General features: G+C 55.4%; 14 protein-coding genes. 6 read left to right on the forward strand and 8 right to left on the reverse strand.

The annotated features are described in order from the left end of the window. The first annotated feature begins 17 nt into the window (after window positions 1-17). Window positions 18-542, forward strand: coding sequence for a DUF1127 domain-containing protein (locus GQF03_RS06720; protein WP_161338439.1), 525 nt, complete (start codon window positions 18-20; stop codon window positions 540-542). A 61-nt stretch (window positions 543-603) separates the two neighbouring features. Here the strand turns inward: GQF03_RS06720 and GQF03_RS06725 are convergent, their stop codons facing one another. From GQF03_RS06725 to gpt, 5 genes are all read right to left on the reverse strand, one after another. Then, entirely contained in the window at window positions 604-1,464 is an 861-nt protein-coding gene (locus tag GQF03_RS06725; RefSeq protein WP_161338440.1) for a 50S ribosomal protein L11 methyltransferase, read from the reverse strand. Then, window positions 1,448-3,727, reverse strand: coding sequence for an ATP-dependent helicase (locus GQF03_RS06730; protein WP_161338441.1), 2,280 nt, complete (start codon window positions 3,725-3,727; stop codon window positions 1,448-1,450). Before GQF03_RS06730 ends, GQF03_RS06725 begins: the two co-directional genes overlap by 17 nt. 53 nt (window positions 3,728-3,780) lie before the next feature. After that, entirely contained in the window at window positions 3,781-5,574 is a 1,794-nt protein-coding gene (locus GQF03_RS06735) for a chloride channel protein (RefSeq protein ID WP_161338442.1), read from the reverse strand. Between the two features lie 103 nt (window positions 5,575-5,677). Continuing rightward, window positions 5,678-6,469 (reverse strand): 2-oxo-tetronate isomerase, encoded by a 792-nt coding sequence (gene otnI / locus GQF03_RS06740; protein WP_161338443.1) that lies wholly within the window; start codon window positions 6,467-6,469, stop codon window positions 5,678-5,680. 4 nt (window positions 6,470-6,473) lie between these two features. Continuing rightward, window positions 6,474-6,974, reverse strand: coding sequence for a xanthine phosphoribosyltransferase (gene gpt / locus GQF03_RS06745; RefSeq protein WP_161338444.1), 501 nt, complete (start codon window positions 6,972-6,974; stop codon window positions 6,474-6,476). 130 nt (window positions 6,975-7,104) lie between these two features. Here gpt and GQF03_RS06750 point away from each other — a divergent pair, with 130 nt between their 5' ends. Next, window positions 7,105-7,350 carry a hypothetical protein gene (locus GQF03_RS06750; protein WP_161338445.1) on the forward strand — a complete coding sequence of 82 codons (246 nt, stop codon included), beginning with the start codon at window positions 7,105-7,107 and terminating at the stop codon, window positions 7,348-7,350. A 124-nt stretch (window positions 7,351-7,474) separates the two neighbouring features. Beyond that, window positions 7,475-8,167 (forward strand): NnrU family protein, encoded by a 693-nt coding sequence (locus GQF03_RS06755; protein ID WP_161338446.1) that lies wholly within the window; start codon window positions 7,475-7,477, stop codon window positions 8,165-8,167. Window positions 8,168-8,194: 27 nt separating this feature from the next. Here the strand turns inward: GQF03_RS06755 and GQF03_RS06760 are convergent, their stop codons facing one another. After that, window positions 8,195-8,656, reverse strand: coding sequence for a PaaI family thioesterase (locus tag GQF03_RS06760; RefSeq protein ID WP_161338447.1), 462 nt, complete (start codon window positions 8,654-8,656; stop codon window positions 8,195-8,197). A 103-nt stretch (window positions 8,657-8,759) separates the two neighbouring features. Between GQF03_RS06760 and GQF03_RS06765 the strand changes: the two genes are divergently transcribed. Further along, window positions 8,760-9,653 carry a LysR family transcriptional regulator gene (locus GQF03_RS06765; RefSeq protein ID WP_161338448.1) on the forward strand — a complete coding sequence of 298 codons (894 nt, stop codon included), beginning with the start codon at window positions 8,760-8,762 and terminating at the stop codon, window positions 9,651-9,653. Window positions 9,654-9,655: 2 nt separating this feature from the next. On the opposite strand, the gene GQF03_RS06770 is transcribed toward GQF03_RS06765, so the two are convergent. Beyond that, on the reverse strand, window positions 9,656-11,146 hold the full coding sequence (locus GQF03_RS06770) for an inorganic phosphate transporter (RefSeq protein WP_161338449.1): 1,491 nt from the start codon (window positions 11,144-11,146) through the stop codon (window positions 9,656-9,658). Window positions 11,147-11,350: 204 nt separating this feature from the next. On the opposite strand from GQF03_RS06770, the gene GQF03_RS06775 reads away from it, so the two are divergent. Continuing rightward, the gene (locus GQF03_RS06775) at window positions 11,351-12,526 is read left to right on the forward strand and encodes a M20 aminoacylase family protein (RefSeq protein WP_161338450.1); all 1,176 of its coding nucleotides are present in this window, start codon (window positions 11,351-11,353) and stop codon (window positions 12,524-12,526) included. A gap of 148 nt (window positions 12,527-12,674) precedes the next feature. Beyond that, complete coding sequence (locus GQF03_RS06780) at window positions 12,675-13,535, forward strand: MBL fold metallo-hydrolase (RefSeq protein ID WP_161338451.1); 861 nt, start codon at window positions 12,675-12,677, stop codon at window positions 13,533-13,535. On the opposite strand, the gene GQF03_RS06785 is transcribed toward GQF03_RS06780, so the two are convergent. Next, window positions 13,532-14,413, reverse strand: coding sequence for a LysR substrate-binding domain-containing protein (locus GQF03_RS06785; protein WP_161338452.1), 882 nt, complete (start codon window positions 14,411-14,413; stop codon window positions 13,532-13,534). The genes GQF03_RS06780 and GQF03_RS06785 overlap by 4 nt on opposite strands. Window positions 14,414-14,630: the final 217 nt, after the last annotated feature.

The raw sequence follows: 14,630 nt of genomic DNA on the forward strand, positions 1-14,630 counted from the left end.
ATTGAAGGAGTAGTAAGATGATTAGCTACAGCAAGAAAGAGATTGAAGCGCTGGCGATGATTGAGCCAGTCAATGCCAATAGTCTTCATTTGGATACGCAAGCCTATATCAACCATGCCCGGAAGTTGAGGAGCGAGTACATGACAAAAAAACTGTCAGATCTTTATCAGGCGGTTGTCGGGAAATATCTCAAGAATCGCGAAATCGCGGCGGCAAAGGATGCCCTTTACGCCATGAGCGATCGCGAGTTGCAGGATATCGGGATTTCGCGGTCTGAAATCGAACAAGCCGTTGTAGGGTCCAAGGAAGTGTCCGAAGTGCAGAGCAAGGGTTTCTGGAAAACGCTTGCCGAGAAGTTCGTCGAGGCCCAGAAAGCCCGTGCGGCATATGTCCATCTTATGGCGATGAATTCCCGTGAGCTGGCCGACATCGGCCTGACCCGGGGCGAAATTGACGCCGCCATTCACAGTGGGCGTAAAGGCCGGGCCAATGACAATCTCGCCCAGCCGAGTAACATAAACGATCACCGCAAAGCGGTCTGATCGTTCGCAGCCGGCTCGTCTTCGCCTCCCCATATTGTGGGCGGGCCGGCTGCAAAACTCTCTATCGGCCGAGAACGAGTGCGTTCCAACTGCCGATACGATAACGCCGTTTCAGTATAAGTCCCTGTTGCAAATAGGCGTTTCTTACCATCACATCCCGGGTTCCCAATAGTCCCGACAGGATCAGCGTGCCGTTCGCTGTGAGTGCGGCGCTGATATCCGGCGCCATCCGCACAAGCGGCCAGGCCAGGATATTTGCCACGATCAGGTCATAGGGCGCATTTTCCTTCAGCTTCCGGCTGTTGAGCCCGCTCGCCTGCACCGCCGTGATCAGCGGCGCCAGATTATTTCTCTTCGCGTTATCCAGGCTTACGGAAACTGCCGCCGGGTCAATGTCGCTCGCGATGACTGGTTTGGACCAGGCCTTGGCAATGGCGAGAGCCAAAACCCCCGATCCGCATCCAAGATCGAGCGGGTTTTTCACCGATTTCCATTTCCGCAAGTCATGGAGGGCCATCAGACAACCGAATGTTGTCTCATGCAGTCCTGTACCGAAGGCCGCTCCGGCGTCTATCAGGAGATTGTGTCGGGAAGTCGCGGGATGCGGCTGATCATGCGAGCCATGAATATAAAAACGTCCCGCATCGACGGGCGGCAACATTTTCTGGCTTTCGCTCACCCAGTCCTTTTGCGCAAGAGGCGCAAGTTCAAAGTCGGTACCGGAGGGAATCCGGTCAAGCAGAGCAGCCGCCGGCTCCTGATCAAAAAGAATATCGAGGCGCCAGCGAGAGCCATCACTGACGGCTTCCTGCGTCGATATTGTCAGGGCATCCTCCTCGAAGTCCGCGGCGATGTCATCGGCCTGCTTCAAGGGAAGGGTGAAAGAGAGCTGCCAAAGGGCCGGTTCAGGCTGCCTGGACAAAATTTTCCATCACTTTCTTCACCCCGGCCTTTTCAAAGGCGATTTCAAGTTTGGGCCCGTCCTTCCGGACAATCCGGCCATAGCCGAATTTTTGGTGGAATATCCGGCTGCCGACGGCTAAACCATCCTCATCGGCAGCTTTGACGACCGGCTTCGTGCTGTTATCGATGAGCTTTTCATTGGCGCGCGCGCGGTTATCCAGAACTTCCGCGAGATGGGAGCTGTCCGGGTTGCGCCAACTAGTATGGGAAAACCCCTCGCTCCGGCGTGTCGTGTTGTAGAGGCCCTGTTCGGATTGATCGGCGATATGCTCACGCGGCAGCTCATCGATGAAACGGCTCGGCAGGGAGGATTGCCATTGTCCGTGAATTCGCCGGTTACTGGCGTGGCTGATATAGCACCGTTCCTTCGCGCGGGTGATGCCGACATAGGCGAGTCGGCGTTCTTCCTCCAATGCCTTCAGCCCGTTTTCATCGAGCGCCCGCTGATGGGGAAAGAGGCCTTCCTCCCATCCGGGCAGGAACACCACGTCATATTCGAGGCCTTTGGCGGAATGCAGGGTCATCAGGCTGACCATATCGCTGCTATTGTCCGCGTTATTCTCCATCACCAGCGAAACATGCTCAAGAAACTGCGCGAGGCTTTCATATTCGCCGACCGCCGGGATCAGTTCTTTCAGGTTCTCGCGCTTACCCTCTGCTTCCAGGGATTTGTCCTGTCGCCACATCTCGAAATAGCCGCTGTCTTCGAGAACCGCCTCGACCAGCTCATCCGGTGGGATTAGGTCCTTTTGTGCCCGCCAGTCATCGAAGCAGGTCATCAAATCCTTCAGCGCGGCAAGTGGCTTGCCCTTGAACAGGCCCTTTTCCACTGCCAGTTTGGCCGCGCGGGAAAGGGAGAGATTTTCCGCCCGGCCAACCTCCCGGAGTTTTTCAAGTGCCTTCTCCCCAAGACCGCGCTTGGGCAGGTTGTAAATCCGTTCGAACGCCAGATCATCCTCCGGCTGGTTTATGACGCGGAGATAGGCCAGCACGTCGCGGATTTCCCGCCGTTCGTAAAAGCGGAGGCCGCCGATCACGCGGTATTTGATGCCCATGCTGAGGAAGCATTCTTCAAAATCGCGGGTCTGGAAACTCGCGCGGACCAGAATCGCCATATCCTGCAGGCTCTTGCCTTTGCGCTGCATATTCTCGATCTCATCGGCGATCCAGCGGGCTTCATTCTGGCCATCCCATAGTCCGTTGAGAACAACCAGCTCGCCGTCATTTCCTTCTGTAAAGAGGGTCTTGCCAAGGCGGCTTTCGTTATGTGCGATCAGGCCGGAAGCCGCGCCCAGAATATGCGAGGTGGAGCGGTAGTTCCGTTCCAGCCGGATAACCCTGGCACCCGGAAAATCATCCTCGAATTTGAGGATATTCCCGACTTCTGCCCCGCGCCAGCCATAGATTGACTGATCATCATCGCCAACGCAGCAGATGTTGCGATGGGTCTGGGCGAGCAGGCGCAGCAGAAGGTACTGCGCGACGTTGGTATCCTGATATTCATCGACAAGGATGTATTTGAAGCGGTTCTGATAAAGCGAGAGGATATCCGGGTTCCGCTGGAAGAGCGTCAGGACATGGAGCAACAGATCCCCGAAATCGCAAGCATTCTGCGCGGAAAGGCGTTCCTGGTAGAGTGCATAGAGTGCCGCCGCCTTGCCATGGGCAAAATCGGAACTGTTTGCACCCTGAACCTGATCGGCGCGCAGGCCCTTGTCCTTCCACCGATCGATGATCGCAGCAAGGCCCCGTGGTGGCCATCGCTTCTGGTCTATCCCCTCTTCGGTCATGATCTGTTTGAGGAGGCGGAGCTGGTCGTCAGTATCAAGAATAGTGAAATTCCGGTCAATGCCGATCAGTTCGGCATGGCGGCGCAGGAGCCAGACGCCGATCGAGTGAAAAGTCCCAAGCTTGATCTCGACGGCTTGCGGCCCAATGATATTCGCTGTTCGTTCCTGCATCTCGGCGGCGGCCTTGTTGGTGAAGGTCACCGCGAGGATTTCCCAGGGCCGCACATTCCGAAGATTGAGGATATGGGCAAGGCGGGAAATAAGCACACGAGTCTTTCCCGTGCCTGCGCCCGCGAGCACGAGTACCGGGCCGTCGAGCGCCTCGACCGCCGCGCGCTGCCCGTCGTTTAGTCCGTCGAGATAGCCAAAATCTGCCGGCGCTGACGTCGCGCCGGTTTCATCGAAGCTGCCAATGTCAAACCTGTCTTCCATGGGCTCAAGATATAGCCCAAGCGTCGGCGCGAGGCTACCGCCGATCGCCCGTTTTATCGGAAAACTTTGTCGCGGGATTCGTCCTGAGCGGAGAGCAGGGCCGCGTTATAGGCATGCAGCAGATCCTTGTGATGAAGGATGCCGATCAGTCGTCTCTCGTTTGCGCGGTTGATAACCGGGACATGGTCAATGCCGGCTTTTTCAATAATCTCGATTGCGGATTTCAGGCTGGTATCCGGGAAGAGAACCGGGCTTCCCTCATGCACGAGATCAAGGGCGGTTATATTTTCCTGCGGTTCATCGCCAAATAGTCCGGTTTTGAGATCACTGTAATCAATCCGGCCGATGAACTCATGGGTGTCGGGCTCGACCACGACGAATTTATCGTGGCTGGTGTTAGTGACGATCTTGCGGAGCTCCTTCATGGGCGTATGCTTCGGCACCTCGATAAATTCACGGTCCATAATCCCGCGAACCTGACGGAAACTCAGCTGGCGGAGGGCCCGGCTTTCATTGACGTCGACATTCCGGTTGAGAAGCTGCGTCTGCCAGATGCTCCGTCCATAGATATGCTTTGTGATCAGCGTTGCGACCGAGACGGCGACCATCACGGCGATGGAAATTTTATAGTCGCCGGTAAGCTCGAACACGATCAGAATCGTCGAGATCGGCGCGCCAAGAACGGAGGCGGCAACCGCAGACATGCCGATGATGGCATAGAGGCCGTGACTTGCCGCCATTTCGGGGAAGGCCATTGCCGCGATCAGACCGAAAGCGCCGCCGGTCATGGCGCCGATAAAAAGGGAGGGCGAGAAAAAGCCGCCGCCAAATCGCGACCCGAATGTCACGCCGACGGCGATGGTCTTCACGACAATCAGCAGCAGCAGGAGAAGCAGGGGGTAATTCCCTTTCAGCGCGTTATCCGTCGCCTCATAGCCGACGCCGATAATCTGCGGGAAGAAGAGGGCGATGGCGCCAAGAACGACCCCACCGGCTGCGGGCCGAAAAACCTCCGGAATGCGGAAACGATCAATGGTCTTCTCGGCGAAGCCGATACTCCAGATGAATAGCAGGGATACCGCCGCCGCAACGACACCGAGCAGGGCAATCGCCGGGAACTCCCAGAGGGAGACAATCTGGTAATTTGGGATGATGAAAGCTGGAAAATCCCCGATATAGATTCGGCTGATTACCGTGCCGATGACGGAGGCAATCACGATCGGCGCGAAGGCCTGCGTGGCGAGGGAGCCGACAACAACTTCCAGCGCGAAGAACATCCCGGCGATGGGCGCATTGAAGGAGGCGGCAACGCCGGATGAGACACCGCAGGCGATTAAGGTCATATAATATTTGGATGGCAGGCGCAGGCGTTGGCCCAGCTGGCTGGCGATCAGGGCGCAGAAATGCACGACCGGCCCCTCCCGTCCGCTCGACCCGCCACATCCGAGGGTGAGGGCATTCACGAAAAGACCGCCGATGCCGGGCCCCAGCTTCATTTTCCCGCGATTGACAATCACGGATTCCATGACGTCCGCGACACCCTGTGCGCGATAGCCCGGCAGAATGAATTTCCAGAAAAGCCCGATTATCAATCCGCCGATGATCGGTGCCGCCATGATCTGCCACCAGTGAAGATTCTCGGCCTGTGCGAGGATTTCCTGACTGCCGAACCCATAGAACAGCGTCTGGATTTCACTGATGGCGAGGCGGAAGCCGACCGCGCCATATCCCGCGAGAAGACCGATCGCGATGGCGCAGGCGATCAGCTTGACCGGCGTGCTGCTTGTCGCGGTGAGAATCGGATTGATTATTTTTTCCCCGGTTCGGGCATTTTCAGAGACGGCCATAGCCCGCCAAATTTCCAGAATATTTATTATCTTTGGACAGATTTTCCGCCCTGTTTAACAGATGTACCGCGATTGCTTTAAAGATTCAATAATTTCAAGGCATTTAGGATTTTGCCGAAAGAAACGCGCGTGCCCATCCGAGAGTTTCCCGCGTGCCCGCCGAAGGTTTGTATTCACAACCGATCCAGCCGGCGTATCCTTCACCGTCAAGAAATTCAAAAATGTAGGGGTAGTTGATTTCGCCATTGTCCGGCTCGAACCGGTGCGGCGGGTTGGCAATCTGGATATGCCGGATGATGGGCGCGAATTTCAGATACTGGTTAATGATGTCGCCATCCGTCCGTTGCACATGGTAGATGTCGAACTGCAATTGGAGATGCGGATTGTTTATCTCCGCGATCAATGTCGCCGCCATGCGGCAATTCTCGAGAAAATAACCGGGCATATCCTTATCGTTTATCGGTTCGATCAGGGCGGTGATCCCGGCGTCTTGCGCGGCCCTGGCCGCAATCTCCAGATTGCCGCGGTACACGGCGTATTGCCTGTCTCGGTCAATCGATTTGTCGCGGATCCCCGCCATGACATGAAGCCGTTTGCAGTCAAGGTCGGTCGCATATTCAAGTGCGCGCTCAAGGCTGTCGGCGAAGTCCGATTCCCGCCCCGGCAGACTGGCGAGACCTCTTTCCCCCTTGGCCGCGTCACCGGCGGAAAGGTTGAACAGAACCTGGGTCAGGCCGTTGTCGTCCAGTCGGCGCCTGATCTCGGATGAGGGGAATTCATAGGGGGAGAGATATTCGACTCCCGTGAAACCATCCTGCGCGGCGGCAGAGAAGCGATCCAGAAACGGCAGATCCTGATAGAGGAAGCTCAGGTTGGCGGCAAATTTCAACGGCACGCTGTCAACCCTGCGCACGTGTTTCTTCGACGATTGGCTTGACGAAGGACGGACCCTGATCCCACGGGAACAGGATCCAGGTATCCTGGCTTACTTCGGTGATGAAGGTATCCACCTGGTCCAATCCTTTCGGTTTCGCGTAGATGGTCGCGAAATGCGCCTTTGGCACCATTTTCCGGACATGGCGCGCCGTAATTCCGCTGTCGACGAGATCATCGACAATCACCCAGCCTTCCCCGTCATCGGGGATATTCAGCGGCTTGATGATATTCACTTCGCCCACCGATTTGTCGTCGCGATAGGCGGCAATGCAGACCGTGTCAATATGGCGGATATCAAGCTCCCGGGCAACGATCGCCGCGGGAACCATGCCGCCGCGGGTTACGGCGATCACGCCCTTGAAGGGCGCTTTTTCCATCAGGCGCCAGGCGAGCGCCCGTCCGTTGCGATGCAGTTCCTCCCAGGAAACAGGAAAATATTTTGTATAACCCGCGCCCGTCGACATGAATTCCCCCAATATTTTTTTGATGTTTGCAATGTTTTAAACCGCCTTTGTTAAGAATCAAAGCGCCGTTTTGACGAACGGCGTTTGAGGGAACCTTTTGTCAGCTTTGAAATTAGGGTAGGCTTTTGTAATGGCATCCAGACCACCCAGCGCCGCACAGCTTAAATATCTTCGCCTCGGTCGTTTCCAGCCGGGCGGCAAGTTGCCGCTTTTCGATCCCAATGGACAACAGATCAGCCGGACCGTGATCAAAAGCTGCCTCAAGAAAGGCTGGGTGGAGACCTGGTTCGATAATCCGATAAAACCGGACTGGCTGGTTTGCAAATTAACCAAAGAGGGAATCCGGATGATCGACAAATATGGGGACCGTCATTGACCAAGACTGCCGCTTTTGTGACCACGTTCGCATCTTTTCCATATTTTGCGGGCGAAAGGCTTTTGAAATTCGGCATTTGATGACAAACTTCCGGCGTCCGATTTTCACGAGGTGAGGCAGAAATATGACGGGAACCCTTGGCGAGTTGATTCTGGCGGCGCTGGCCTTTTGGCTTATTCACATCGTGCCCTCCAGCATTGTGCGGGAGCGTCTTATTTCGCGGATCGGCGAAAAAGGCTATCTCGCCGGTTTCAGTCTCCTCTCGATTTTGATCTTTGTCTGGCTGATCTTCGCATATAGGGGCGCCCCGGTGGGGGACATGTTATGGGATGCCGGAAATATCGGGCGCTATATTGCGATGCTGTTGATGCTGATCGCCTCGATCCTGTTTATCAGCGCCAATACCAGCCCGAACCCGACGGCGGTCGGTGCGGGAAAGCTGATCGAGAAGGAAAGCGCCTATAGCGGCATCAACGCCATCACCCGTCATCCGCTGATGTGGAGCATAACCCTCTGGTCGATCGCCCATATTCTCAATAACGGGGAGATTTCCGCGCTTATCTTTTTCGGCGCCTTTGGATTGCTGGCCTTTTGCGGCACATTCCTGATCGACGCCAAGAAAGCGCGTCAGTTGAAAGACGGATGGACGACCTACAAAAGCCGAACCTCCAACATTCCCTTTGCCGCCATCCTTCAGGGGCGGGCGAAACTGTCAGTTAGGCCATTGTGGTGGCGTGTATTGCTCGGCATTGTGCTCTATGCCGTCCTGTTCCACTTCCACGCCTTCGTGTTCGGCGTGTCGCCCAACCCGGTTTAGGCTGGGTGAGTTCGGCGCCATCTTATATCAGTAAATGGCGCAGGTGGTATTGCCGGTCGCGTAAAGCTTGCCGTCCTCACCGATGAGACGCGCCTCGGCCGTCGCAATTTTTCGTCCCTTGTGCACGACTTCACTTGTAACGGTAACCTTGCCCATCCCGGGAAACATCGCCCGTAGATATTTAACGTTCAAATCGACGGTCGTATATCTTTCACCCGGCTCCAGCACGGTATGGATGGAGCAGCCGAGAGCGGAATCAAGAAGCGTCGCGGCATAGCCGCCATGCACGGTGCCGAGCGGATTAAGGTGCTTTTCGCCGGGTACGCCGGAGAAAACAGCCTTGCCGAGCGCGATTTCATCAAGGTCGAACCCCATCGTGACCGCAATCGCCGGCGGCTTGCCGCCCTTGATGAAGGCCTGCATCTGCTCTAGCCCGGTCATTCCCTTGCGGGAATCTTCGAGTTCCTTTTTCTTGTTCATCGCGTTCATTGCCATACTCCGTTGCGGGAAGCTATTGACCTTGAAGATATGAATTTTTATTGAAACGAAAATATGTTAAATTCGTTTATCGTCTATTCAAAAATGTATAAATATGTCCTGGGATTTTTATCGGTATTTTCTTGCGGTGGCGGAGACGGGGAGCCTTTCGGCCGCCGCCCGCCAACTTTCCGTCTCGCAGCCGACGGTTGGCCGGCAAATTGCTGAATTGGAGAAACGGCTGGAAACCCGCCTGTTCGAGCGCGCGTCGCATGGCTATCTGCTGACGCCGGCGGGTCAGCAGATCAAGGCGCGGATCGAGAAAGTTGCCGCCGATCTCGTCGGGGCGGAGCAGCAGGTGCGCGGACTGGATAAATCCCTTTCCGGACTGATCCGTGTTTCCGCCACGGAAGGGCTGGGCAGTTACTGGCTGACGCCCAGGCTCAGCGAATTCCAGAAACGCCATCCGAATATTCAGTTCGAACTGATGCTCAATATTTCCGTCGTTGATCTGCGCCGGCGCGAAGCGGATGTCGCCTTGCGTCTTGCCAATCCCCGGGTATCCGACCTCATCGGCCGGCAGGTTGGACGTACAGGTTTCGGTCTTTACGGCGCAAAAACCTATGTTGATAAAAGGGGCGCGCCGGAAACTTTAGCGGATCTCGCTCACCATGATTTTATCGGTTGGCAAGAAGGGCCGGAGAATTTCGTGCTCTCCGCCGCGTTGGAAAAGTTGACCGCGCCTGCGCAAGTCAAGTTTCGCTGCAATACGGTAGCCGCGCAAATAGCCGCTGTCGCGAACGGGATGGGCTTGTTTCTTGCGCCGCACTATCTCGTGCCGCGTGATGGCAGCATTGTCCGCTTGTTACCGGCGGAAATCGATCAGAAAGTCGATCTTTGGCTTCTTACCCATCAGGACCTGATCAAGACGAGACGGATCAGGGCGCTTCTCGATTTTCTCTATGAAAAATTCCGAAATGACAGGCAATCTCTGCTTGGCGGCGTGTAACCTTATCCCGCGAAATACGCGATCGCGAAGAAGATACCGGCGGCGATCAGCGCCGCACAGGGCACCGTGATGATCCAGGCCGCAACGATGGTCAGCAAATGGGACCGGCGCACCAGCTTCTTGCGCCGGTTGTTGGTGGTCTCGATTTCCGAAATCGGCAGGTTGCTGTCGGGATGGATTTTCTGTTCTCTCAAATTGGCGCGCAGCAGTTTCGCCCGCCGTTCCGTATCCCATTCCCGGAAGAAGCCGACGCCGAACACGGCTCCGACGGCGATATGGGTCGAGCTTACCGGTAAACCGAGCGCCGAGGCGATAAGGACCGTGATCCCGGCCGACAGCGCCACGCAATAGGCGCGCATGGGATTCATTTTGGTGATCTGTTCGCCAAGTGTGCGGATCAGCTTCGGCCCGAAGAGGAAAAGCCCCGCGCTCAAACCCGCGGCGCCGATCAGCATGACCCAAAGCGGAATGCCTACCTTGATTGCAATGGCGCCGGAGGTTGAAACGCCGACGATGGCAGCCAGCGGGCCGACCGCGTTCGCAACATCATTTGCGCCATGGGCGAAGGAGAGGAGGGCGGCTGAGCAGATGAGCGGAATAGTGAAAAGCGCGCGCACCGATTTATTCCGGTTTTCCATGCCTCTCGACGCCTTGTGGATGATCGGCTTCACCACCGCGAAGGTGCCCGCAAAGAAGAGGAGCGACAAAACAAGGACCGTCGTTGCATCCGGCCGCCAGATTTTTTTCAGTCCCTTCATGACGAGATAGGCGGAAAAAACACCTGCCATAATGCCGACAAGAACGGGAACCCAGCGCCGTGCGGCGGCCACCTTGTCTTCTTTGTAAATGATATTGTATTTGATGAAAGCCAGGAAAATTGCGGCGATGCCACCGCCCATGACCGGGGAGATAACCCAGCTGGCAGCAATCGCGCCCATCATGTTCCAATTAACGACGCTGAATCCTGCGGCGGCGATCCCGGCGCCCATGACACCGCCGACGACCGCATGGGTCGTGGAGACAGGTGCGCCAATCCAGGTCGCGACATTTACCCAGAGCGCGGCGGCGAACAGAGCCGACATCATGGCCCAGACGAAAATTTCGCTGCTCGCCATTGACGCGGGATTGATGATTCCTTTTTGAATGGTACTGACAACATCGCCGCCGGCAAGGATTGCCCCTGCCGCCTCGAAAATGGCGGCGATCACGATGGCGCCGAACATTGTCAAGGCGCGCGAACCGACGGCCGGTCCGACATTGTTGGCGACGTCATTCGCCCCGATATTGAGCGCCATATAGCCACCAATGATGGCGGCGATGATAATCAGCGTTGAATGTTCGCCCGCTGTCGTCAGGCCGGCGGCAACCGCCCAAACGATCAGCAAAAACAGTCCGGCAAATGCCAACGGCACAAAACTCTTGCCGGCCCTCGATACCTGCGTTTCGATCGACTCGATACGGCCAAGATCCTTATCGAGGGTTTGCTTTACCATGACGTCAACCCTGTCTTTTGCATTAGCGCGACATAATATTGTAACAAATTGACTTGCTTTCTAGTTCATGACGCTTCGGAATGAAAGAGCAATTCGGGTGGTTCGCTCAACCACGCGGTTTTTTCCCCGCTTTTAATTTTCCGGCAGCTTGTGATAGGGTTTCGAAAAGAAGCGGGCGATGGCGCATTTAGAAGGACAAGAACAATGAAGATACTCCCTGAAATTAAAGAGATGCATGCCGAACTGACGGAGTGGCGGCACCGTATTCACAAGCATCCGGAGACAGCGTTTGAGGAATATAAAACGTCCGACTTCGTTGCCGAAAAGCTGGAGAGTTTTGGAATCGAAGTTCATCGCGGGCTTGGCAAAACCGGCGTTGTCGGGACGCTGAAGCAGGGGAGCGGCAACCGGGCGATTGGCCTGCGGGCCGATATGGATGCGCTTGACCTGCAGGAACTCAATGAATTCGACCATCGCTCGCAAATTGATGGCAAAATGCACGGCTGTGGCCATGACGGTCATACCGTGATGCTGCTTGGCGCCGCGAAGCATCTGGCGGCGACAAAGAATTTCGACGGGACGGTCCGATTTATTTTTCAGCCCGCCGAGGAGAATGTTGCGGGTGGCCGAGTGATGATCAGCGATGGCCTTTTCGAGAAGTTTCCTGTCGATAGCGTGTATGGGATGCATAACATGCCGGGGCACCAGGTTGGGACATTTGCGGTCCGCAAGGGCCCGATCATGGCTTCCGCGGATTTCTTCGAGGCCCGAATCATCGGGAACGGTGGGCACGGCGCGTTTCCGCATCTGGCGACGGACCCTGTCGTGATTGCTTCTGAAATCGTGCTCGCATGGCAGAATATTGTGAGCCGCAACACCGACCCGCTGCAATCCGCTGTGGTGACGGTGGCGCAGATCAATGGCGGTCACACCGGCAATGTCATTCCGGCCGATGTCACCTTGAAAGGGACGACGCGGGCGTTCGATCCGAATGTTCAGGATATGATCGAGAACCGGATGCGCCAGATCGCCGTCGGCATTGCCGAAGCGCATGGTGCAAAAGCGGAATTTACCTATGACCGCCGGTATGCGCCGACGATCAATACCTCCGATGAGACAGAGGAGGCCATCGCCGCTGCGGTAGAGTTGGTCGGGGATGCGGCCGTGAACAAGGATGTCACGCCGGTTATGGGCGCGGAGGATTTTTCCTGGATGCTGCGGGAACGGCCGGGCTGCTATATCATGATTGCCAACGGCTCCGGCGAGGGGAGCTGCCATGTGCATAACCCCAATTACGATTTCAACGATGAAATCCTGCCGCTCGGCGCCAATTACTGGGTCCGTCTGACCGAACGGATTCTGGGGAAAGAAGCAAACTGACGACATATATGCTCACTTTCTCGCAGAATCCCGCCAAATTTTCGTGATCACGGTTACAAACCTGATGGAAAGTTGGTGGTTTTCATCGTTTGGTGACATCACATTATGTATTGTAATGGTTCCAAAGTATGGAGTGATGTCGACTTAGATGACTATGCATGTGAAATTCTGGGGGGTTAGAGGATCCATCGCGACGCCTTCCGCTGATCATATGAAATATGGCGGGAATACGTCCTGCGTTGAGGTTGTCATCAATGACCGTATCATTATTCTGGATGCAGGAACGGGGGTGCGGCTGCTCGGGGAATGCCTGACGCGCCGCGGAATAAAAGATTATCTGTTCCTGCAATCCCACACCCACTGGGACCATATCAACGGGTTCCCATTCTTCAGCCCGATTTACCGCGAAGACGTGAATATCAAGGTAATGGCCGGCCATTTGAGTGAGCTTGGCGGTATTAAAAAGGTTCTCTCTTCGCAAATGTGCCAGCCGACATTCCCTGTTCCGTTCGCCGAACTCGCCGCGAATCTGAGTTTTGAGGATTTCAAATCCGGGGATTCCTTCTCCCTCGGCGATGGCATCTTCGTGCGTACCGCCCCGATGAAGCATCCTGATGGCGGCACCGGTTACAGAATTGATTTTGAAGGAACCTCTCTTTGCTACGTGACGGATACGGAGCATGTGATCGGGCATCCGGACAAGGATATTCTTGAACTGATAGACGGGGCTGATCTGGTTATTTACGACGCCACCTATACGGACGAGGAATATCCGAAGTTCAAGGGATGGGGACATTCGACCTGGCAGGAAGGTGTCCGGTTATGCAAGGCGGCGGGTGTGGGCCAGCTCGCAATTTTCCATCATGACCCCTCTCATGATGACGCCTTCATGGACGGCGTCGCCCGCGAAGCCCGAAAGGCCTGGCCCAATGCCTTTGTCGCCCGTGAGGGCATGAGTGTCGAAATCAAGGCGGCATCCTATCCCAACAAAATCTCGATGGCGCTCTAATCCGCTGGCGAAATACCCGTTGACCCCGCGGCGCTGTTGAAAAAAGAGGCAATGATGGGGGACTCTCTCTCGTCGGCAAGACAAATCATATAAGTGGCCTCTTTCATCCTCCCGTCGTTAACGTCGATTGCGTGAATTCGGTCGTCCCACCGGATATCCCTGTCAGTAAAAAAGGTCATGCCGAGGCCGTTGGCGACCGTCTCGCGCCCGGTTTCCTTGTTTTGCAGGACAAAGGCTTGATCCCTTTCAAACTGGACGAATTCTGACCAGTGCCCGCGGATGCGCCCCGTTGTTTCAAGATCGAACGGGAGGATGATGACTTCATTCTGCAGGTCGGTCAGCTCCACCGATGTCTTTTCCGCCCAGGGATGATCTTTCGAAACCGCCAGCTTGAGCGGGAGTTCTTCTATTTTCAGTCCGAGCAGTCTCTTGTCCTTGGGGGGTGCAAAATGAATCGCAATATCCGCCCGGAAATCGAAAATTTCCGTTTCGATGGCGTTGGACGGGATGGTCCTGTAGGAGACGAGGATCTCAGGATACCGCGCCCGAAAGGTACTGACCAGGGGCAATGATGTCAGGGAAGAGGTGGCGACGATTTTCAGGTGACCGGCCTCCAGGGAGGCGAGAGAGGCGAGCAAATTCTCTGCTTCCTGCTCGAGGCTGAAAATTCTTTTGGAAATATTAAGAAGGAGTTGGCCCGAAGCGGTGATTTCCGTTTTCCGCCCGCGCCGTCTGAAAAGCTTTGTGTTGTAATGCTGTTCGAGCGCTTGGATTTGAAACGTGACGGCCGGTTGCGTGAGTCCCAGCATTTTTGCGGCGGCTGAAAATCCGCCAGTCTTCGCGACGGCGTGAAATGCTTTTAACTGTGCATGGTTCATCGTCACGTTCCGGTCTACGTCACAGTACGGTATTCCATTTTTGCGCCTCGTATTCGGAGTATAAAACAAACACAATTGACGCATAAGTTATCAAATAACCCTTGTCAATTGAAATAATCGTATACAATACACCAATAAAGAGTATTTTTTTATTATAATTGTCTTGGTTTATTTGAAGCTGCTTTGAATTTCTCGTTTATGATGTGACGTTTTGCGT

It is taken from the genome of Sneathiella chungangensis (assembly GCF_009882935.1).
GTDB classification, from domain to species: Bacteria; Pseudomonadota; Alphaproteobacteria; order Sneathiellales; family Sneathiellaceae; genus Sneathiella; species Sneathiella chungangensis.